This is a genomic window from Rhizobium leguminosarum (assembly GCF_004123835.1).
GTDB classification, from domain to species: domain Bacteria; phylum Pseudomonadota; class Alphaproteobacteria; order Rhizobiales; family Rhizobiaceae; genus Rhizobium; species Rhizobium leguminosarum_M.
Map to the genome: position 1 here is coordinate 123,625 of NZ_MZMU01000001.1, position 19,611 is coordinate 143,235.

Consider the following 19,611-nt stretch of genomic DNA (forward strand, 5'->3'; position numbering starts at 1 on the left):
AGCTCCGTTATTTCGTGAGCGACAGCGCCCCCGGCGCACCGGCGAGCGAGCGGGTGGGCGAGGACGTGGCGATCAGGATGACGAGGGTGAGCACGTAAGGCGCGGCGTAAAAGAGGTAGTAGCCCTGTGTGACGCCGACCGATTGCAGCGCCGGGCCGAGCGCGCCGGCACCGCCGAAAAGCAGGGCAGCGAGAAAGCAGCCAATCGGGTTCCAGCGGGCGAAGATGACGAGAGCCACCGCCATCAGGCCCTGACCCGACGAGATGCCTTCGTTCCATGAGCCCGGATAATAGAGCGAGAGATAGGCGCCGCCGATCGCCGCCAGCGAGCCGCCGGCGGCCGTCGCGAGCAGGCGAACCCGGTCCGGGTGGATGCCCATGGCCCGGGCCGCGTCGGTGCTGTCGCCGACAACGCGCAGGATCAGGCCGATGCGGGTGTTTTTGAAGGCCCAGAACAGAAAGAGGGCAAGTGCCGCGCCGATGAAGAACAGCACGTTGATGTTGAGCGCCGCCTGGATCTGCGGAGTGCTCGACCAGCCGCCGAGCGGGATCGAGGGCAGTTTCGGCGCCACCGGCTGGATGAAGGATTTGCCGAGGAAAAACGCCATGCCGAGACCGAACTGCATCATGGCAATGCCGATGGCGATGTCGTTGACCTTGGGGAATTTGCAGATCCAGCCGTGGATGAGGCCGAAGATAGCGCCCGCCATCATGGCAGCCAGCACACCGAGGGTCGGCGAGCCGGTCATGACGGCCACCGCATAGGCCGTCATGGCGCCGAAGACCAGCGTGCCTTCGAGGCCGAGATTGATGCGGCCGGAGCGTTCGGTGATCGTCTCGCCGAGGCTGACGAAGATGAATGGGGTGGAAACGCGAATGGCGCCCGCGAAGATCGCCAGCGGCACGCCCCACATGCCGATGCCTGTCTCCTCCATCAGAGGCTCCTTTTCCAGAGGTCGGGATTGAAGATCTTGAAGCGGCCGTAGAAGGTTTCGCAGAAGAGAATGACGATGAAGAGCGTCCCCTGCAGCACCAGAACCGTCGCATCCGGCAGACCCATGCGCCGCTGGATGAGACCGCCCGAGGCGTCGATGCCACCGAGCAGGATCGCCACCGGAATGATCGCCAGCGGATTGTGCCTGGCGAGGAAGGCGACGAGGATACCGGTATAACCGTAGCCGGCGGCAAGCGAGGCATTGGCGCTTCCCTGCACCGCCGCCACTTCGATCATGCCCGCCAGGCCGGCAAAGCTGCCGGCAAGCGCGGTAAATCCGGCGATCAGCTTGCCGACCGGCAGTCCCTGGATCTGGGCGGCGCGCACGTTGCCGCCGGCGATGCGGGCGGCAAAACCGTAGCTCGTCGCCTCGATGACGATCCAGGATACCATGCAGGCGAGGATGCCGATGACCAGGCCCCAATGCACGTCCATGCCGGGAATATTGCCGAGCATATATTCCGCCGGCAGCGGCTTGGTCGACGGCTTGTTGAGGCTTGCCGGATCGCGCAGCAGCCCTTCGACGAACTGGTTCATCAGGGCAATGGCGATATAGGAGAGCAGCAGCGACGAGATGGTTTCGTTGACGCCGCGATAGTGGCGCAGAAAACCGGCAAGGCCGATCCAGATGCCGCCGACCACCATGGCGGCGATCGCCATCAGAATGAGGGTGAGGAAGACAGGCGCGGTGCCGGCGAGCGGCAGAGCCATGGCTGCGGCGGCAACGCCGCCCAGCACGACCGCTCCTTCCCCGCCGATGATGACGAGGCCGAGACGGGCGGGCAGGGCGACGCAGAGTGCCGTCAGGAGAAGGGGTGCGGCACGACTTAAGCTGTTCTGCACCGAAAACCAGCTGCCGAAGCCGCCGGTGTACATCAGTTGGAAGAGGGTGGCCGGCGACTTGCCGACCGCCAGGATGAAGAGGGAGAAGAGCGCAAGACCGATCAGGATGGCCGCGAGGCCGATGACAACAGGCTCGGCTCGCCGCGCGATCCATTCGAGGACGGGGCGCAGCGAAGCCGGTTTTTCCACGATGGCTATTGCGGGATCATTGGCCTCGATGGTCATGGCGCTTCTCCCTTCGTGGTTTACGCTGTGGACCCGACCACGCCCTCGACCAGATAATTCATGCTTTCAAGCTCGATCGCGTCTTCGGCGTAGCTCTTGTCGGCAGCCACGACAGTGTCGCCCTTATTGTCCTTCAACGGACCCTTGAAGACCGAGAAGCCGCCCTTCATCATCTCCGCCTGCGTGGTTTCGAAGGCCTTGCGGCCCTCGGCGGACACGGCGGGGCCGAGCGCGCTCATCTTCACAAAGCCGTCCTTCAGGCCGCCGCGCACGAAGTTGCCGAGCTTTTCGCCGGCCTGCGCCTTCTTGACAAAGTCGCTGTAGACGTTGCCCCAGGCCCATTCGGCGCCGGTGAGGTACTTTTCGGGAGCAAGCGGGCTCTGGTTGGCGTGATAGCCGCAGACGAAGGCGCCGCGGCCGGCGGCCGTCTCGACGACCACTTTGGGGCTGTCGACGTGGCAGGTGATGACGTCGGCGCCCTGGTCGACCAGCGCATTGGTGGCTTCGGCCTCCTTGACGGCGAGCGACCATTCGCCGGTGAAGATCACCTGGCAGGTGATACCAGGATCGACCGTGCGCGCGCCAAGCAGGAAGGCATTGATATTCTGCAGAACCTGCGGGATCGGCTTGGCGGCGACGAAGCCGATCTTCTTGCTCTTCGTCGCATGGCCGGCGGCAATGCCGTTCAGATACTGGCCCTGGAAGATATAGCCGAAATAGGAGCCTGTGTTGGCCGGGTTCTTGCCTTCCTGCCAGAGGCCGCCGCAGTGGCGGAACTGGATGTCGGGATGTTTGGCGGCCACGGCCAGCATGTGTGGGTCGAAGTAGCCGAAGGAGGTCGGAAAGAGCAGGGTCGCGCCGTCCAGGTTGATCATGGATTCCATCGTCTTCTGGACGTCGACGGTTTCCGGCACATTCTCTTCTTCGACCAGCGTCACGCCCGGTAGCGCCTTGATAACGGCCGCACCTTCCGCATGCGCCTGATTATAGCCGTAGTCGTCCTTGGGGCCGACATAGATGAAGCCGACGGTCAGTGCGGTTTGGGCTGCGGCGGAGGAGCCGATCAGGCCGGGCATGGCGCCGGCGAGCGCACCGGCAGCGGAAGCCTGGAGGAAATTGCGGCGGTTCATGGAAAGGAGTTTGGTCATCGGAATGCTCCTTGCGGCGTTGGGCCGGTTGCGAACGGGTACAGCAAAGTGCATGCAATGTGCGTGCCAGAAATCAATCTTTTGTTTTTTATGATTTATTTGTGTCGTAAAGGCTTGCGCGCTGCAAAGTGCATGCAGATTGTTCGAATTATTGCGCAAAAAGTAATCAACAGGTATTTCTTGTTCATTGTGACTGCGTAGGCACTACTACGCGGCGCTGCTCAAACTCTCTTATTCACCCGAAAGCGAAAGTTTAACAATACCTTCACTGCTCGATTTGACTTATCGAGTTTCGAACGTCATCTGTATGCAGAGTGTTGATGTGAGCAGATTCCTATTGTGAAGCAGACTAGGCGCAGAGAAGTGATCCGTACCGGAACCACCGTCGAACAGATGGTGCGAGCGATTGCCGACATGATCGTCACGGGTGAAATCCTGCCCGGCGCGAAGTTGGACGAGGTGTCGCTCGCGGTTCGTTTCGACGTTTCGCGCACGCCGGTACGAGAGGCCTTGCGTGAACTGGGCGCCATGGGATTGGTCGTGCGTGAGCCAAACCGCAGTGCCCTCGTTACCAATGTCAGTGAGGCCTATCTGCATTCGATGTTCGAGGCGATGGCGGAGCTTGAAGCAATCTGCGCCAGGCTCTCGGCCGAGCGCATGGCGGTCGATGAGCGGCGCGCGCTGGAGTTGGAGCACCTGGCATCGGTAAGGCTCGTGCATGCCGGCGCCGAAGAGGAATACTCGGCTCATAACACCGAATTCCATACCCGGCTTTATCGCGGCGCGCATAACGATCATGTCTTCGAGATGGTGACGCAGACGCGGGCGCGGCTCGCGCCTTTTCGGCGGGCGCAGTTCCGTCTGCCCGGGCGTCTGGCAAAATCCTATGAGGAGCACGGCCGGATCGTGACCGCGATCATGCGCGCGGATGCCGCGGCTGCGGGGCAGGCGGCATATTCTCATGTGGAAATTGTCAGCGATGCCAGCGCGGTATTTGCAACGGCCGGGGAGTAACGAGGACACGGCGCCAAAAATCAGGCGCCGCTGGGCCCGGCTACAAGGACAAAAAAGTGCGCACCGCCCCGGTACGGCCTCGTCACGTGATCCTGCAGCGAAGGGCTGGACCGATGATCAATCACCTTCTTGCGCGACCGAACCGTCGCGCGTCGCTTCGTGCTTCAAGGCCCGCAAGTATCGCCAGGAGGATCTTTTTGAGATGATACTTCATGCTCATTTCATTTCGGGATCCTTTGATCCGTGACGTAGGCGCGCCAGCCTCCCAATTCAGTGATTTCACGTGCGCCTTCGATTGCATGAGCCTCGCAGAGAAAACCTGCAATCTGGGAACCGTCATCGAGCGTTACCTTGCCTATGCCGAGCGGCGCCGGGATGTTCTGGACAAAGCGCCCGAAAGCTTCCGCGGTGACTTTCCAAACCTCAACTTCGAGGCCTTTGCCGTCAAAGCCGGGTTCGCGGATTAGGCCTGGCTTCGGCGGGACGGTATCGGGTAGGACGAAAAGGCGGTAATCCGGTGCAGTACGGCAGGATTTGATGCGCCTGCCGCCCGGTCGGGTCAGTTCGTGGTTGAGAGGCATGCCGGTCAGATGCGCTCCAACGACGACGATCGGCACCAAGCCGTCATCGCCAGGCACAACAGGGCTTGCTTCGGGGATCGCAGCCTGCCGGTCGATGCCCATGCCGGAGCTTGCTGCGCGGTGCAGCGCATCGGCAAGCGGCGCCAGCGCATCGTCGGTGAAGGCAGGTGCAATGACGGTCACGCCGCCCGGCAGCCCACCTTTTCCGAAGCCGGCCGGAACGGCGATCGCCGCGCAATCGAGAAGGTTGACGAAATTGGTGTAACGGCCGAGGCGGCCGTTGAGCACGACGGGATTGGCCAGCATATCGGCGACCGTGTAGGTAGTCGGCGCCGTTGGCAGCAGAAGCACGTCGGCCGTTGCCCATTCGGCCTCGGTCTTGCGGCGCAATTCTTCCAGCCGATATCGGCCGTTGAAGGCCTCGACTGCGGTCTTGCCCTTGGCGCCCTCGATAATTCCGCGCACCGTCGGGTCGAAATCGGCTGCGTTCGTGGCAAGGAAGGTCTCGACCGCCGCCAGGCGTTCGGCGACCCACGGCCCGTCATAGAGGAGGGTGGCGGCCTGGCGGAATGGCGCGTAGTCGAACGGCACGATGGTCGCGCCGAGCCCTCTGGCCCGCTCGATCGCCTGGTCGTACAGCGCCTCCACCTCCTTGTCGCCGAAGAATTCCCGCTCGGCGTCGGTGAGGACGCCGATGCGCAAGCTCGACACAGGCAGGTTCGCCGGCGTGGCGCGACGGGAGAAGGGATCGGCGGCATCGAAGCCTTCGGCGCTCTTGCGGATCGCAATACCGTCAGAGACGGTCGCGGCAAAAATCGTGATGCAATCGACGCTCTTGCAGGCCGGAACCACGCCGGTATTCGGCAAGAGACCCGGCGTCGGCTTGATGCCGACCAGATTGTTGAAGGCGGCCGGCACCCGGCCGGAGCCCGCCGTATCGGTGCCGAGTGCGAAGGCCGCGAGACCTGAAGCCACCGTGACCGCCGATCCGGAGCTCGATCCGCCGGAGATATAGGCTGCATCGAAGACCGAACGCGGCGCGCCATAGGGCGAGCGCGTGCCGTTGAGGCCGGTCGCGAACTGGTCGAGATTGGTCTTGCCGATGATGATGGCGCCGGCTGCCTTCAGCCGGGCAACGACGGTGGAGTCGGCTTCCGGCCGATACTCATAAGCCGGGCAGGCAGCGGTCGTCGGCAGGCCGGCGGCATCGATATTGTCTTTCACGGCGAAGGGAACGCCCCAGAGCGGCAGGCTGTTTGCCTCAGGCGCGCGTGCCATCAGCGCTTTGGCGGCAGCGCGCAGCTCCTCATCCGGCACCGGGGTGATGAAGATTGCCGGATCTTTCGAGGCGGCGCGGCGGGCGATCACCTCTTCGATAGCATCTAGCGGCGTCAGGCCGGATTGATAGGCGGCGCGAAGGCTTGAGAGATCGAGGATAGTCGGCAGCATGTCAGCATTCCTCCAGAACGACGATGATATCGCCGGCTTTGACGTTTCTTCCCGGCCCGGCGCGCAGGTCGCGGACGCGGCCTGCCGCATGGGCGGTGACGTTGATTTCCATTTTCATCGATTCGATGATGGCGAGTGTATCGCCGGCCGCAACCGGGGCGCCCGGCTCGACCAGCAATTTCCAGATATTGCCGGGTACGGCGCTGGCAACACCGAAGCACCCGTCGGGAATATCCCCATCAAGACTTTCGCCCGTGCCTTCGTCGGTGACAAAACTGTCGAGCCCGGCGTCCTTCCAGCGCTGGCGCTCAGTATCGAAGGCCGCCTGCTGCGTTGCCTTGAAGCGGCCGATCGACGCCGCATTCGCCTGCAACTCCTTCTCGTAGGCGGCATAGGAGAATTCCGTCTCCTCTATCCGGATGGGATAGCCGCCATGCGGGAAGGCGGCGCGCGCCTCCGTCAGCTCCTGATTGCTGACCGGAAAGAAACGGATCTGGTCGAAGAAGTTGAGCAACCAGGGTTTTCCCTTGGCAAAGGCCGGGGTCTCCCGCCATGTGTTCCACACCTGGATGGTGCGGCCGAAGAGCTGGTAGCCGCCCGGTCCTTCCATGCCGTAGATGCACATATAGGCGCCACCGATGCCGACGGCGTTCTCCGGCGTCCAGGTGCGGGCGGGATTATATTTCGTCGTCACCAGGCGATGTCGCGGATCGGTCGGGGTCGCAACCGGCGCGCCAAGATAGACGTCACCGAGACCGAGCACCAGGTAGCTCGCATCAAAGACGATATCGCGGACGGCCTGTTCGTCGGGAAGGCCGTTGATGCGGCGGATGAACTCGATATTCGACGGGCACCAAGGCGCGTTCGGGCGCACGAGTTCCTGATATTTGCGCATCGCAAGCTCCGCATCCGGATCGTTCCAGGAGAGCGGCAGATGCACGATGCGGCTCGGCACCGTAACCTCCTGGGCTGCCGGAAGCGTCGCCTCGATCTCGGAGAGCAGCCCCAGCAGGCGCCGGCGCGTCAGCTGCGTGCCGTCGTAATGGATCTGCAGCGAGCGGATACCGGGGGTGAGGTCGACGAGGCCGGGGAGGCGGGCCTCGACGACCGCCTGCATCAGCAGGTGCACCCGCAGCCGAAGGGCGATATCGAGCGTCATCGGCCCATATTCGACGAGCAGATTGTCGTCGCCCTGGCGGCGATAAATGACAGAAACCGGGCCATCCTCGCTGATGCCAAGGATCGGCGAACCTGTTTCTTCCGTGACCCGCCGCACGGCTGGGCCGGCGATCGGATCTCCCGGCCGCACGACTGCATGAAAACGGATGCGGTCACCGGGCTTGAACTGGCCCATCTTCCACTGCTCGTCGCGGGCGATCACCGCCGGGCAGACGAAGCCGCCGAGGCTCGGGCCGTCGGGGCCGAGAATGATCGGCATGTCGCCGGTGAAATCGATCGCGCCGATGGCATAGGCATTGTCATGCAGGTTGGAGGGGTGCAGCCCCGCCTCGCCGCCATCGCGGCGCGCCCAAGCCGGGGCAGGGCCGATGAGGCGAACGCCGGTGCGGGCGCTGTTGAAATGCACCTCGTAGGCCGTCGAAAACAGTGTCTCGATATCGCTGTCCTGAAAGAAATCGGGCGCCCCGTGCGGGCCATAGACGACGCCGACATCCCATTCGCGCGTCAAGGCGGCCGCCTCCGTCGCGGGTCTCACCGGCTCGGCCGGTACTTGGCGGGCAAAATGCAGCACATGCCCAGTCTTCAGGGTGCCGGTGGCGTTGCCGCCGAATTGGCCAAGGCCGAAGGTCGCGCGCGAGCCGAGCACAACGGGTGCGGCAAAACCGCCGGCGGCGGCGAGATAGGCGCGTTGTCCCGGTCCTTCGATCGAACCGATCGACAGAACCTGACCCGCCCGGATTGTCACCGGGGCGTCATGCGGCAATTTTACGCCGTCGCATGTCATTGGCATCCGCGCGCCGGCAAGCGCGATCGTCTGGTCGGCATAAAACCGCAATGTCGGACCGGAAACGGTCAACTCCAGCGCAGCCGTCACATCGTCATTGCCGACCAGCCGGTTGGCATGGCGGAAGGAGCGCTCGTCCATCGGCCCGCTCGGCGGCACGCCGACATGCCACAGGCCGAGCCGCCCCGGCAGTTCCTGAATGCTCGATTGCGCCCCGGGCGCAAGCACCTCGACGACGTCGGGAACGAAGGCGAAGTCGCGCAACGCCGTCGTCGCCACCTTGGCGCTTGCAAGCAATTCGGAGGCGGCGATCACCCTGAGATAATCGAGATTGGTTTCGATGCCCGATATCGATGTTTCGGCGAGTGCTGCCTTCAGCTTCTCAATCGCCGCCGGCCGATCTTCCGCCGCCACGATCAGCTTGGCGAGCATCGGGTCGTAGAAGGGCGTGACCTCGGTTCCCGTCTCGATCCAGCCGTCGACGCGGGCATTATCAGGGAAGACGACCTCGGTCAGCAGGCCGGCACTCGGGCGGAAATCGGCATGCGGCATCTCGGCATAAACACGCATCTCGATCGCCGCACCCTTCGGCGTCAGGCCCCTGGCGCCCGAGAGCACGTCCTCGCCGGCCGCCTGCCGGATCATCCACTCGACGAGGTCGATGCCGAAAACGGCTTCCGTGACTGGATGCTCGACCTGCAGGCGGGTATTGACCTCGAGGAAATAAAATTCCTCGCGCTGGGGATCATAGATGAATTCGACGGTGCCGGCCGATTCATAGGAGACCGAGCGTCCCAAATCAACTGCCGCCTTGTGCAGTCGCGCCCGCGTTTCCGCGGAAAGGCCAGGGGCAGGGGTCTCTTCGACGACCTTCTGGTTTCGCCGCTGCAGCGAGCAGTCGCGTTCGCCGAGCGCAATCACGCCGCCCTTGCCGTCGCCGAAGATCTGTACCTCGACATGGCGCGCTTCGGCAACGAAACGCTCGATGTAGACGCGCGCATCGCCGAAGCTGGCGCGCGCGGTCCGCTGCACGCTTTCGAAGGAAGCCTTGAGGCCGGCGGCATCGGCGCAGAGTTGCATGCCGATACCGCCGCCGCCGGCCGTGCTCTTCAGCATGACGGGATAACCGACGGTCTCGGCGGCCGAAAGCGCCTCGTCGACGCTTTGCAGGAGATCGGTGCCGGGCAGCAGCGGCACGCCGCTCGCTCTCGCCAATTCGCGCGCCGTGTGCTTCAGGCCGAAGGCCGAGAGATGCTCCGGCCGTGGGCCGATGAAGGCGATGCCTTCGGCGGCGAGCCGCTCGGCAAAGCCGATATTCTCCGAGAGGAAGCCATAGCCCGGGTGAACGGCCTGTGCTCCCGTCGCCTTGCAGGCGGCGATGACGGCATCGACGTTGAGATAGCTTTCAGCGGCGGGCGCCGGGCCGAGGTGCACGGCCTCGTCGGCCGTCAGCGCCGGCTTCGAGAACCGATCGGCATCGGAATAGACGGCAACCGAGGCGATGCCCATTCTTTTCAATGTCCGAATGACTCGGACGGCGATTTCGCCGCGATTGGCGATAAGGACCTTGGTGAACATCGATCAGTCCTCGCCGTCCCAGATCAGCACCCGGATCGGTGTCGGATCGAAACCGTTGCAGGGATTGTTGATCTGCGGGCAATTGGAGATGACGCAAAGCACGTCCATCTCCGCCACCAGCTCGACATAGTCACCAGGCGCGGAAATGCCGTCGACGATCGTCATCTCGCCATTCGGCTTGATCGGCACGTTCATGAAGAAATTGATGTTCGGCACGATGTCGCGCTTGCTCATGCCGTGTTTTGTCACCTCGATCACGAAATTGTCGCGGCAGGCATGCAGGTATTTCGTGCCGTGACCGAAACGCACCGTGTTGCTTTCGCAGGAGCAGGCGCCGGCGGATGTATCGTGCCGGCCGCAGCTGTCGGCCGTCATGACCAGCATGACGTTGCCTTCGTTCGAGATGATCTTCGTGCCAGTGCCGATATAGGCGCCACCCTGCGCCCGCATCGTATCCTGGTTGGAATACCGCTCGTTAAAATCATCGGCGCGATAAAACAGCGTATCGATCGCCTGCTGGCCATAGCTGTCTTCGATGCGGATGGTCTGGCCCTTGCGCACGATGCCGGACCACGGCGCTTCGGCCGGGATGAAATGATCCTGCGCGGCGTTTTCGACGCTGCGCGAAGCTGAAGTCTTGATGAAATCGGTCATTGTCATCCTCCCTCAGGCCAGCATCGAGGCGTTGTTCTCAAAGCCGCGAAGGGCTTCGGCGGTTGCCGTGCGCGAGAGGTCGTCGGCGGCAGCCGCGGCTGCCCGAAAGCGCGTGACGATCACCGGCTTCGGCGCATAGACAGGGTCGGGGTCGAGTGGATGCGGGCAATTGGAGAAGCCGACGATCATGTCCATCTCGGCGCGCAGCTCGGCATAATCGCCGCTATTGGAAAGCTTGCCGCGCCAGTGAAAGCCGCCGTCATCATCGACGCGGACGGGGGAAAAGAGATTGAGAATCCCAGGAATATCGCGTCGTTCGAAACCAAGCTTACCGGCGACGAGCACGAGATTGTCGCGGGTGTTGCGGGTCTTGACGCCAGGATATTTTGCGGCGTTGGAGGCTGCCGTCGAGCCGCCCATCAGGCAGTCATGGGCGCCGGAACTGTCCTCGATCAACGAAAACATCACCCGACCCATATCCGAGAAGATGACGCGGCCCCTGCCGAGGGCCGTCGTCCACTGCACCTTGACCGTATCGACGAGATTGAGCCGTTCGCTGGTGTCAGTGGCGTTCCAGGCGACGAGCGCCACGGTCGATCCGCCTTCGCCCTGGTCGATGCGGAGCACCTCGCCGCGCTTCAGCGCGGTCGACCAGTACCAGCTGCCGGGAATGGTCTCCTGATGGATGATCGCAGCCGCATCGATTGCGGGAGCGGGCAGGGGGCTTGGCGCCGGCAAGGCCTTCGGCGCAAATTCAAGCCCCTTCTTCTGATGTTCCTCATAACGCTGCCGGTTGGCTGATATCTCTTCGGGTGAACGTCTGACATGCATCATGGCTTTTCTCCTGACGGACTGGAAGCCGGGTCGTCCCGGCGAAGGCCCAGAGAAATGACCGGGCCGTCCCGGTCGGGGCTGAAGATGGTGGGCGCGCCGGCAAGCCTAGGGGGCCAGATCGAAATATCCTTGGTGATCGTCGCGCCGTAGCGCTCCTTCTCCTCCGGGCGGTCGCGCCGGCGCTCGAAGGCGACGACGCGCGTCGCCAGCGTGAAGGCCTCGCGCATGTCGTGCGTCACCATGACGACGGTCATCTGCGTTTCGTGCCAGAGCCGCTTCATCAAAGTATGGATCTCGGCGCGGATGCCAGGATCGAGCGCCCCGAAGGGCTCGTCGAGCAGCAGCACCTTCGGCTTCATGATCAGCGCCTGCGCCAGCGCCAGGCGCTGCTGCATACCGCCGGAAAGCTGCGCCGGATATTTGTCCTCAGCCCCGGAAAGGCCGACTTCGGCAATCAGCCGCCGCGCCTCGTCGACCGCGTTGCGCCGGGCGGCGCCGAAGAGCTTGGCCTTATAGCGGGAAGCGGATAATTCCCGCCCGAGCAGCACATTGCCGAGCACGGTCAGGTGCGGGAAGACGGAATAGCGCTGGAAGACGACGCCGCGATCCGGCCCCGGCTCCTGCGGCAGCGCTTGCCCGTCGAGCAGGATCGTGCCTCGCGTCGGCCGCTCCTGGCCAAGCAGCATGCGCAGGAACGTCGACTTGCCGCAGCCGGACGGACCGACAAGGGCGACAAAGGCGCGTGAGGCGACGGTCAGCGACACGTCCTCAAGCACGATCTGGTCGCCATACTCTTTCCAGACCTTTTCGATCACCAGTTCGCTCATGCCTGCTTCTCCAGCTCCGACCAGGGGAAGACGGCGATGCGGATGCGATCGAGGATATAATTCATGATCACGGCGAGCAGCGTGATCCAGACGACATAGGGAAAGATGACGTCCATCGAGAGATAGCGGCGGACGAGGAAAATGCGGTAGCCGAGGCCGGAATCCGACGAGATCGCTTCGGCGGCGATCAGGAACAGCCAGGCCGGACCGAGCTGAAGCCGGAGGCAGGTGATCAGTCGCGGCAGGATCTGCGGCAGCACGACGCGAAGGCCGATCTGCCAGGAGGAGCCGCCGAGCGTTTCAGCCTTGACGATCTGCTCGCGCGGTAGTTCCAGCGCCTTCAGCGCAAGGTCGCGGATCATCGTCGGCGCAACGCCGATGACGATGAGCGCGATCTTCGAGGCTTCGCCAAGCCCCATGACGATGAAGAGGATCGGCAGCAGCGCCAGCGGCGGCACCATTGAGATAACGGCGACGAAAGGGGAGAGCAGGGCTCTCAGATAAGGCAACATGCCGATCAGCATGCCGATGACGAGCGCGGTGATCGTGGAGATGCCGAGGCCGGCAAACAGGCGGACCAGGCTCGCTCCGGTATCGGACCAGAGCAGGTATTGCCCGGTGCGCGGATCGGCGATGAAGGCCAAGCGATCGATCGCATCGGCAAAGCCGGCAAGACCGGGCAGCAGCTTGTCGTTGGCGTTTTCCGCCAGCCGTGCTGCCGAGCCGAATGTGTAGGCAACGATCAGCAGCACGAAGGGCAGCAGCGTCAAGGCAAGCTGCGCCCCCCGGCTCGGCCTCGTGTTGATCCAGCGCATGAGGAAAGCTCCGCTGATGGAGATTGGGCGGCGCGGTCAAAACCGCACCGCTGCTTGGACATCGCTTAGAGCGAACCGTCGGCGGCCGCCTTCATGTAGGTCTCGGTGAAGCGCAGCTTGACGTTGCCACTATCGCCGAGGATCTTGCCATCCGGCATTTCGATGCCGATAACGTCGGCCGACGGCGCGCCATTGCCGAGCAGACCCTTTTCGAACAGGAAGTTGCGGACGAGATCCATTGTCTTTGGCAGGCTGCCCGACGCGGTAAAATCAACGGCATCGGCCGGCTTGGCAAACAGCTTGGTTGCGGCAAGCTGGGATTCGAAACCCTTGAGATCGGTGCCCGATGCCTGGCCCATCGCCTCGCGCGCGGCCTTGCCTTCGGCGCTGTCGGCAATCAGGAGTGCCGCGGTCTCATACCAGATGCCGGCGAGTGCCTTGCCGAAATTCGGATTGTCCTTCAGCACGCCAGTGTTGGCGACCATCAGGTCGATGATCTCGCCCGGCACTTGCGAGCTGTCGAAGACCTTCTTGGCCGTGGGGTCCTCGAGGATGGTCGAGACCAGCGGGTTCCAGGTGACGACTGCGGTCACGTCAGCCGTCTTGTAGGCTGCGACCATGTCCGCATCGGAGGTGTTGACCACCTTCACGTCGCGCTCGGTCATCTTGATGCTTTCGAGCGCGCGGGCCAGCAGATAGTGCGAGACGGAAAATTCGACGAGATTGACGTTCTGTCCCTTGATGTCGGCAAGGCTCGCCTTGTCCTTGAGAATGACGGCATCATTGCCGTTCGAGAAGTCGCCGACGATGACGGCTGTCGTATCGACGCCGCCGGCAGCCGGGATCGACAGGCCGTCCATATTGGTCAGCGTCACGGCATCGAAGGCGCCGGCGGTATACTGGTTCATCGATTCGACATAGTCGTTGAACTGGGTCACCTCGATCTTGATGCCGTATTTGTCGGCCCATTTCTTGACGATGCCGTGATCGGCAGCGTAACCCCAGGGCATCCAGCCGACATAGATCGACCAGGCGACCTTGAAATCGGTCTTCTGTTCGGCCTTGGCGATGGAGCCGAGCCCGAGCGCCAGGGACGCCGTCAGGGCGGTCATCGATAGAATCTTCGAAAAAGTCTGCATTGAAATTCCCCTTTTGCTTTTCTTCAAAAGGGATCGGCAATGACCATCGTGCCGCCAATCCCTTGGCTTACGAGGTCTCCCGGGCTTTTGTCCCGCCGTGCACCCGGCGGGATGTCTCCCCTACCGGTGGCAGCTCTCGGACCAGCCACGCCTTGCGACGCCGGAACCCTAGCCACCAACTCTGCAATTATCGAAGCAAAGTGTGTGCCAAATTATAAATCATTGATTTCGTTGAGAGGGCGATGGCATCAATTCTCTTGAGGATGTATAGTGCATGCACTTGCCCAGAAAATGTGCGCATTCTGCCGCCACCTTAGGCGCTGGTTCTTTTTTTTTGCCCCGTTTAAAAACAAGCAGCAGGCAGAGGACGCAGACGCCGAATTGCGGCTAGTTCCGGAAGGTGCCGGAAGGGATCGTCGTTACCAGCCTGATATCGCGGCGGAAATTCGACGGCGACATGCCAGCGATGTGGCGGAAGGATTTGTTGAAGGCGCTGATCGAGCCGAAGCCGCTGTCCATCGCCACCTGCAGCACGTTGGCGCCTTCGCTCATCAGCATCGCCTGGGCGCGCGACAGCCGTAGCAGCGTCACATATTTGCTGAGCGTCATGCCAGTCGATCGCTTGAACAGGTTCATCGCATATTTCGGGTGCAGGTCGGCTGCGCGGGCGATATCGACCGAATCGATGTCGTGCAGGAAATTGGCGGCGATGAAATCGCACATGCGCGCGACGCTGCGCGAGGAATGCGGATGCGGGTGATCCCCTTCGAGATTGACGATCGCCTGCGACGTCATCGAATAGGGTTCGAGCGCGATCCGCTCGATGCGCAGCAGCAGCTCGTCGACGGCGTGCTGGGCCTTGGCGGGATCGCCGGAATTGGCATAGCGGAACCAGCGGGTAAAGTTCTCGTTGTCGGCGGCATCCGTTGCCGAGGTCACCAGCGTCTCACCCTTCATCAGCCGGCTGGAAACACCGATCGGCAGGCGCAACCGGAAGAAATAGACGAGTGGCAGATGGGCGCCGGCATAGAGCGAATCGTCTGAGGATTCGTCCATCTGGTGCGGCTGACCACCCCAGAAGAGGCACATTTCGCCGGCGTTCAGCCGGAATTCGTGATCGCTCATCCGGTAATGCACAGTGCCGCGCATCACATAGTTGACCTCGACCTGCGCGTGCCAGTGCGGCATGGCCATGACGGGCGGATGGGCATGAAACATCTGCAGCGCCGTTGGCAATCCCTCGATGCTGCTCGCGCCGGGCTGATAGATTGCACGTGTGCCGACCTTACTTTCCGCCAAATTCATATTCCCTTTTTAGGAGACACCCGCTCCCTTGCAGATAGTCTAACCGCGTTCGTGAAAGATCGGCAATTGAAAAGGGAGGATTTTCAATGCGCTTCAAACTTCTCGCTGCGACCGCAGCTGTCGCAGTGCTTGCTTCCGGCTCCGCATTCGCGCAGTCGGCCAATCTCACCATCTGGAGCTGGAATGTCGCCGCGTCGGCATTGAAATCCACGCTTCCAGGCTTCAACAAACAGTTTCCCGATATCAAGATCACCGTCGAGGACCTCGGCAACGCCCAGGTCTTCGATAAGACGCTCGCGGCCTGCGCCGCCGGCGGCGACGGCTTGCCCGACATCGTCAGCATCGAGAATTTCGAAGCTGAAATCTTCTGGAGCCGTTTTCCCGATTGCTTCGCCAATCTGAAGGAGCTCGGTTATACGCCTGAGATCCAGGCGAAATTCCCCGAATTCAAGCGCACCGAGCTTGAAGTCGGCGACGTCGCCTATGCCATGCCATGGGATTCCGGTCCTGTCGCCGTCTTCTACCGCCGCGATCTCTACGAAAAGGCCGGCGTCGATCCGAGCACCATCAGCACCTGGGATGATTTTATTGCCGCCGGCAAGAAGATTTCCGCCGCCAACCCCGGCGTCGTCATGGCGCAGGCGGACTTCAATGGCGATAGCGAATGGTTTCGCATGATCGCCAACGAACAGGGCTGCGGCTATTACTCGAGCGACGGCCAGTCCATCACCATCAACCAGCCGGCCTGCGTCTCCTCGCTGCAAAAGGTGAAGGAAATGAAGGATGCCGGCACGCTGACGGCAGCCAATTGGGACGAAAAGATCCAGGCCAATACCGCCGGAAAGGCCGCGAGCCAACTGTATGGCGGCTGGTACGAGGGCACCGTTCGCTCGACCTCGCCCGATCTTAAGGGCAAGTGGGGCGTCTACAAGATGCCGAGCCTGACGGCCGATGGCCCGCATGCCGCCAATCTCGGCGGTTCGTCGCTCGCTATTTCGGCGACCTCCGCGAATAAGGAAGCAGCCTGGAAATTCGTCAACTACGCCCTCGGCACGAACGAGGGCCAGGTTACGATGCTGAAGGAATTCGGTCTGGTGCCATCGTTGCTCTCGGCCGTACAAGATCCCTTTGTCAACGAAGCGCAGCCCTATTGGGGCGGTCAGAAGGTCTGGGCCGATATCCTCGCGACGCTGCCGAAGATCGTGCCGAGCCGCGGCACCGCCTTCCAGAGCGATGCCGAAGCCATCTTCAAGGCGACGCAGACGAAGTTCTTCTCCGGCGGCTATCCCGATGCGAAGGCGGCTCTCGACGATGCCGCCAACCAGATCGCTTCGGCGACCGGCCTTCCGATCGCGCAGTGAATGACGATGCCGGGCGCGCTTGACGCGCCCGGCTCTCCGTCCGCCGCAAGGCGGTTGGTCATTCGTTGGTTTTGTGAGGAGGAGGCTCGATGCCATTCAGAACCCGGAGCGCCTATGCGTTCCTCGCCCCATATCTGCTGGTCTTTGCCACCTTCTGGGTCTGGCCGATCATCAATTCGTTCCTGATTTCCTTTCAGAACACCCGCATCAACCCGTGGAAATATAGTTTCCAGGCCAATTGGGGCCGGCTCTTCTACGACCCGGCCTTTTACAATGCCCTCTACAACACGCTGATCATCCTGGTGATCCAGGTGCCCGTCATGATCGCGCTTGCGACCGTTATGGCCGTAATGCTCAATTCGCCGCTGCTGAAAGCGCGCCCGCTCTTCCGCTTCGCCTTCTTTGCCCCTGTCGTCGTCGGTGAAGTCGCCTATGCCGCGGTGTTTCGGCTGATGTTCAGCCTCGATTTCGGCATCATCAACAAGCTGATCTCGGCCGTCGGTCTCAGCCCGGTCTCCTGGTTCGACAATGCGAATGCCGCTATGGCGCTGATCATCCTCGCCGTCACATGGCGCTGGGCCGGCTACAACGCCATCATCATCCTCGCCGGCCTGCAGTCGATTCCCGATGATGTCTACGAGGCAGCGACCCTCGACCGGGTGAGCAAGGTCCAGCAATTCTTTCATATCACCCTGCCGCTCCTGAAACCGATCATCCTCTTCTGCGTGGTTCTTTCGGTGATCGGCACCATGCAGCTCTTCACCGAGCCTTTCCTGATCACCAATCGCGGCGGTCCCGGCGGCGGCACCGAGACGCTCGGCCTGCTGCTTTATCGCCAGGGCTTCACCTCGCTGAATTTCGGCTATGCCTCGGCGATCGCCTATACGATGGCTGCCCTTGCCGTGGCGATCTCGCTTCTCAATCTCTGGGTCGGGAGGGATCCGAAATGAAATCCAAATCGCAATCCCTTCTGCTGCGCCAGATCGCGTTGCATGCCGCACTGGCGCCGCTTGCGATAATCTGGCTGTTTCCGCTCTGGATGATGTTCGTCTTCTCGACCATGCCCGATAACGGCATCTTCAGCCCTGACATCGTGCTCTGGCCATCGACCAATTTCGTCGAGAATTTCAAGAACCTGCAGGCCGATACCGATTTCATCAGTGCCATGGTGATCTCCATCGGCGTGGCGCTCATCTATACAGTGCTCTCGGTGCTGCTGACTTCGATGGCCGGCTGGGCACTGGCACGTTACCGTTTCGTCGGCCGCTCCGTCGTCATCGCCATCATCCTCGGCACGATCACGCTTCCCTTCTCCGTGGTCGTCATCCCGCAATTCATCATGGTGGCCCGCGAGTTCAAGCTGGCAAACACCTGGGTAGCCCTGATCGTGCCGCCGCTGTTCAATTCGCTCGGCGTGCTGTTCATGCGGCAATCCTTCTCGATGATGCCGGGCGAGCTCTTCGATGCGGCCCGGGTCGAGGGCGTCAAGGAATGGCAGATCTTCCTGCGCATCGCCTTGCCACTGGCGCGCCCGACCATGGCGGCATTGGCGATCATTCTCTTCCTGCACTCGTGGAACAATTACCTCTGGCCGCTGCTGATCAATTCCAGACCGGGGATGATGACGGCGCCTGTGGCATTGGGAACACTGATCGGCCTCACCAAGGTCTCCTGGGGCGGCATCATGGCCGGCGCGGTGCTGTTGACGGCGCCGATCCTCGTCATCTTCGTGGCTCTTCAGCGCCATTTCATCGCCGGTATCGCCGCCGGCGCAATTAAATAATCGGGAGGCTGCATGGCAGAGCTTTCACTCAGCAACATCGTCAAGCGCTTCGGCGGCTTTGAGATCATCCACGGCGCCAATCTGGAGGTGAAGGACGGCGAATTCGTTGTCTTCGTCGGCCCCTCCGGCTGCGGCAAGTCCACGCTGCTCAGGATGATCGCCGGCCTCGAGGACATCACCTCAGGCGAGCTTCAGATCGGCGGCAGGGTCGTCAACGACGTCGAGCCGGCCGATCGCGGCATCGCCATGGTCTTCCAGTCCTATGCGCTCTATCCGCACCTGACCGTCGAGGAAAATTTGAGCTTCGGCCTGCGCATGAACGGCAATCCGAAGGCCGACACCGAGCGGCGCGTGCGCCATGTCGCCGAGATCCTGCAGATCACCGAGTTGATGAAGCGTCGGCCGAAGCAGCTTTCCGGCGGTCAGCGCCAGCGCGTCGCGATCGGCCGCGCCATCGTCCGCGAACCACAGGTCTTCCTGTTCGACGAACCTTTGTCGAACCTCGACGCTGAACTGCGTGTGCAGATGCGCGTCGAAATCTCCAGGCTGCACAAAAAGCTCGGCACGACGATGATCTATGTCACCCACGACCAGACGGAGGCGATGACGCTCGCCGACAGGATCGTCGTGCTGCGCGCCGGCAATATCGAGCAGATCGGCGCACCGCTCGACCTTTACGACGACCCCGCCAACCAGTTCGTCGCCGGCTTCGTCGGCTCGCCGAAGATGAATTTCCTCAAGGCCGTAGTGGTTGAGACGCAGCCGGGCATGGCGGTGATCGCGCTGGAAAACGACGCCAACACCCGCCTGACGCTGCCGGTCGCCGATCCCATCGAAGCCGGCGCAAAGGTGACGCTCGGCATCCGTCCCGAACATTTCGTCGATGCGGGCACGGGCGATGCCGACCTCACCGTCACCATCGACGTCGCCGAACACCTCGGCAATACCAGTTACATCTACGCCACCATAGGCCCCGAGCAACTGATCATCGAGCGGCCGGAATCGCGCGTCGCCGGCAATCGCGACACGCTGACGGTCGGTCTTCCCGCCAACCGCTCATTCCTTTTCGACGGCGCCGGCAAGCGGCTTCGCTGAACTA

Annotated in this window: 16 protein-coding genes and 1 riboswitch; of the genes, 5 read left to right on the forward strand and 11 right to left on the reverse strand. The window is 62.3% G+C overall.

Annotation, left to right across the window (positions count from 1 at the left end; translation table 11 throughout):
- Nucleotides 1-7: 7 nt before the first annotated feature.
- From B5P46_RS00610 to B5P46_RS00620, 3 genes are read right to left on the reverse strand one after another with little or no spacing between them, the layout of a single operon-like run.
- Nucleotides 8-934 (reverse strand): ABC transporter permease, encoded by a 927-nt coding sequence (locus B5P46_RS00610; RefSeq protein ID WP_129416986.1) that lies wholly within the window; start codon nucleotides 932-934, stop codon nucleotides 8-10.
- Nucleotides 934-2,061, reverse strand: coding sequence for an ABC transporter permease (locus tag B5P46_RS00615; protein WP_129416987.1), 1,128 nt, complete (start codon nucleotides 2,059-2,061; stop codon nucleotides 934-936). Before B5P46_RS00615 ends, B5P46_RS00610 begins: the two co-directional genes overlap by 1 nt.
- A gap of 20 nt (nucleotides 2,062-2,081) precedes the next feature.
- Nucleotides 2,082-3,209 (reverse strand): BMP family ABC transporter substrate-binding protein, encoded by a 1,128-nt coding sequence (locus B5P46_RS00620; protein ID WP_128460210.1) that lies wholly within the window; start codon nucleotides 3,207-3,209, stop codon nucleotides 2,082-2,084.
- Nucleotides 3,210-3,548: 339 nt separating this feature from the next.
- Here B5P46_RS00620 and B5P46_RS00630 point away from each other — a divergent pair, with 339 nt between their 5' ends.
- Nucleotides 3,549-4,223 carry a GntR family transcriptional regulator gene (locus tag B5P46_RS00630; protein WP_129416988.1) on the forward strand — a complete coding sequence of 225 codons (675 nt, stop codon included), beginning with the start codon at nucleotides 3,549-3,551 and terminating at the stop codon, nucleotides 4,221-4,223.
- Nucleotides 4,224-4,444: 221 nt separating this feature from the next.
- Here B5P46_RS00630 and atzF read toward each other — a convergent pair whose 3' ends face one another.
- The 8 genes from atzF to B5P46_RS00670 form a co-directional block, all read right to left on the reverse strand.
- Entirely contained in the window at nucleotides 4,445-6,253 is a 1,809-nt protein-coding gene (gene atzF, locus B5P46_RS00635) for an allophanate hydrolase (RefSeq protein ID WP_129416989.1), read from the reverse strand.
- A 1-nt stretch (nucleotide 6,254) separates the two neighbouring features.
- Nucleotides 6,255-9,794 carry an urea carboxylase gene (uca, locus tag B5P46_RS00640; RefSeq protein WP_129416990.1) on the reverse strand — a complete coding sequence of 1,180 codons (3,540 nt, stop codon included), beginning with the start codon at nucleotides 9,792-9,794 and terminating at the stop codon, nucleotides 6,255-6,257.
- A gap of 3 nt (nucleotides 9,795-9,797) precedes the next feature.
- Nucleotides 9,798-10,448 carry an urea amidolyase associated protein UAAP2 gene (locus tag B5P46_RS00645; protein WP_129416991.1) on the reverse strand — a complete coding sequence of 217 codons (651 nt, stop codon included), beginning with the start codon at nucleotides 10,446-10,448 and terminating at the stop codon, nucleotides 9,798-9,800.
- 12 nt (nucleotides 10,449-10,460) lie between these two features.
- Nucleotides 10,461-11,282 (reverse strand): urea amidolyase associated protein UAAP1, encoded by an 822-nt coding sequence (locus B5P46_RS00650; protein ID WP_129416992.1) that lies wholly within the window; start codon nucleotides 11,280-11,282, stop codon nucleotides 10,461-10,463.
- Nucleotides 11,279-12,109 (reverse strand): ABC transporter ATP-binding protein, encoded by an 831-nt coding sequence (locus tag B5P46_RS00655; RefSeq protein WP_129416993.1) that lies wholly within the window; start codon nucleotides 12,107-12,109, stop codon nucleotides 11,279-11,281. Before B5P46_RS00655 ends, B5P46_RS00650 begins: the two co-directional genes overlap by 4 nt.
- Complete coding sequence (locus tag B5P46_RS00660; protein WP_129416994.1) at nucleotides 12,106-12,924, reverse strand: ABC transporter permease; 819 nt, start codon at nucleotides 12,922-12,924, stop codon at nucleotides 12,106-12,108. Before B5P46_RS00660 ends, B5P46_RS00655 begins: the two co-directional genes overlap by 4 nt.
- Nucleotides 12,925-12,989: 65 nt before the next feature.
- Nucleotides 12,990-14,063 carry a putative urea ABC transporter substrate-binding protein gene (locus B5P46_RS00665; protein WP_129416995.1) on the reverse strand — a complete coding sequence of 358 codons (1,074 nt, stop codon included), beginning with the start codon at nucleotides 14,061-14,063 and terminating at the stop codon, nucleotides 12,990-12,992.
- Nucleotides 14,064-14,137: 74 nt separating this feature from the next.
- Nucleotides 14,138-14,246: riboswitch (guanidine-I (ykkC/yxkD leader) on the reverse strand.
- A gap of 204 nt (nucleotides 14,247-14,450) precedes the next feature.
- Entirely contained in the window at nucleotides 14,451-15,368 is a 918-nt protein-coding gene (locus B5P46_RS00670; RefSeq protein WP_129416996.1) for a helix-turn-helix domain-containing protein, read from the reverse strand.
- 86 nt (nucleotides 15,369-15,454) lie between these two features.
- Here B5P46_RS00670 and B5P46_RS00675 point away from each other — a divergent pair, with 86 nt between their 5' ends.
- The 4 genes from B5P46_RS00675 to B5P46_RS00690 all read left to right on the forward strand — a co-directional run bounded on the left by B5P46_RS00675 (nucleotide 15,455) and on the right by B5P46_RS00690 (nucleotide 19,607).
- The gene (locus tag B5P46_RS00675) at nucleotides 15,455-16,729 is read left to right on the forward strand and encodes an extracellular solute-binding protein (RefSeq protein WP_129416997.1); all 1,275 of its coding nucleotides are present in this window, start codon (nucleotides 15,455-15,457) and stop codon (nucleotides 16,727-16,729) included.
- 89 nt (nucleotides 16,730-16,818) lie between these two features.
- Entirely contained in the window at nucleotides 16,819-17,679 is an 861-nt protein-coding gene (locus B5P46_RS00680) for a carbohydrate ABC transporter permease (protein ID WP_129416998.1), read from the forward strand.
- A complete protein-coding gene (locus B5P46_RS00685) occupies nucleotides 17,676-18,512 on the forward strand; it encodes a carbohydrate ABC transporter permease (protein ID WP_129416999.1) in 837 nt (278 codons plus the stop codon). The genes B5P46_RS00680 and B5P46_RS00685 overlap by 4 nt, the downstream gene beginning before the upstream one ends.
- A 12-nt stretch (nucleotides 18,513-18,524) precedes the next feature.
- Entirely contained in the window at nucleotides 18,525-19,607 is a 1,083-nt protein-coding gene (locus B5P46_RS00690; RefSeq protein ID WP_129417000.1) for an ABC transporter ATP-binding protein, read from the forward strand.
- Nucleotides 19,608-19,611 lie beyond the last annotated feature (4 nt).

Excerpts from the sequence above, each read along its gene's own strand:
- B5P46_RS00650 (WP_129416992.1), bottom strand. The coding sequence starts at position 11,282 with ATGATGCATGTCAGACGTTCACCCGAAGAGATATCAGCCAACCGGCAG.
- atzF (WP_129416989.1), bottom strand. The coding sequence starts at position 6,253 with ATGCTGCCGACTATCCTCGATCTCTCAAGCCTTCGCGCCGCCTATCAA.
- uca (WP_129416990.1), bottom strand. The coding sequence starts at position 9,794 with ATGTTCACCAAGGTCCTTATCGCCAATCGCGGCGAAATCGCCGTCCGA.
- B5P46_RS00660 (WP_129416994.1), bottom strand. The coding sequence starts at position 12,924 with ATGCGCTGGATCAACACGAGGCCGAGCCGGGGGGCGCAGCTTGCCTTG.
- B5P46_RS00690 (WP_129417000.1), top strand. The coding sequence starts at position 18,525 with ATGGCAGAGCTTTCACTCAGCAACATCGTCAAGCGCTTCGGCGGCTTT.
- B5P46_RS00620 (WP_128460210.1), bottom strand. The coding sequence starts at position 3,209 with ATGACCAAACTCCTTTCCATGAACCGCCGCAATTTCCTCCAGGCTTCC.
- B5P46_RS00655 (WP_129416993.1), bottom strand. The coding sequence starts at position 12,109 with ATGAGCGAACTGGTGATCGAAAAGGTCTGGAAAGAGTATGGCGACCAG.
- B5P46_RS00675 (WP_129416997.1), top strand. The coding sequence starts at position 15,455 with ATGCGCTTCAAACTTCTCGCTGCGACCGCAGCTGTCGCAGTGCTTGCT.
- B5P46_RS00615 (WP_129416987.1), bottom strand. The coding sequence starts at position 2,061 with ATGACCATCGAGGCCAATGATCCCGCAATAGCCATCGTGGAAAAACCG.
- B5P46_RS00645 (WP_129416991.1), bottom strand. The coding sequence starts at position 10,448 with ATGACCGATTTCATCAAGACTTCAGCTTCGCGCAGCGTCGAAAACGCC.
- B5P46_RS00680 (WP_129416998.1), top strand. The coding sequence starts at position 16,819 with ATGCCATTCAGAACCCGGAGCGCCTATGCGTTCCTCGCCCCATATCTG.
- B5P46_RS00670 (WP_129416996.1), bottom strand. The coding sequence starts at position 15,368 with ATGAATTTGGCGGAAAGTAAGGTCGGCACACGTGCAATCTATCAGCCC.
- B5P46_RS00685 (WP_129416999.1), top strand. The coding sequence starts at position 17,676 with ATGAAATCCAAATCGCAATCCCTTCTGCTGCGCCAGATCGCGTTGCAT.
- B5P46_RS00610 (WP_129416986.1), bottom strand. The coding sequence starts at position 934 with ATGGAGGAGACAGGCATCGGCATGTGGGGCGTGCCGCTGGCGATCTTC.
- B5P46_RS00665 (WP_129416995.1), bottom strand. The coding sequence starts at position 14,063 with ATGCAGACTTTTTCGAAGATTCTATCGATGACCGCCCTGACGGCGTCC.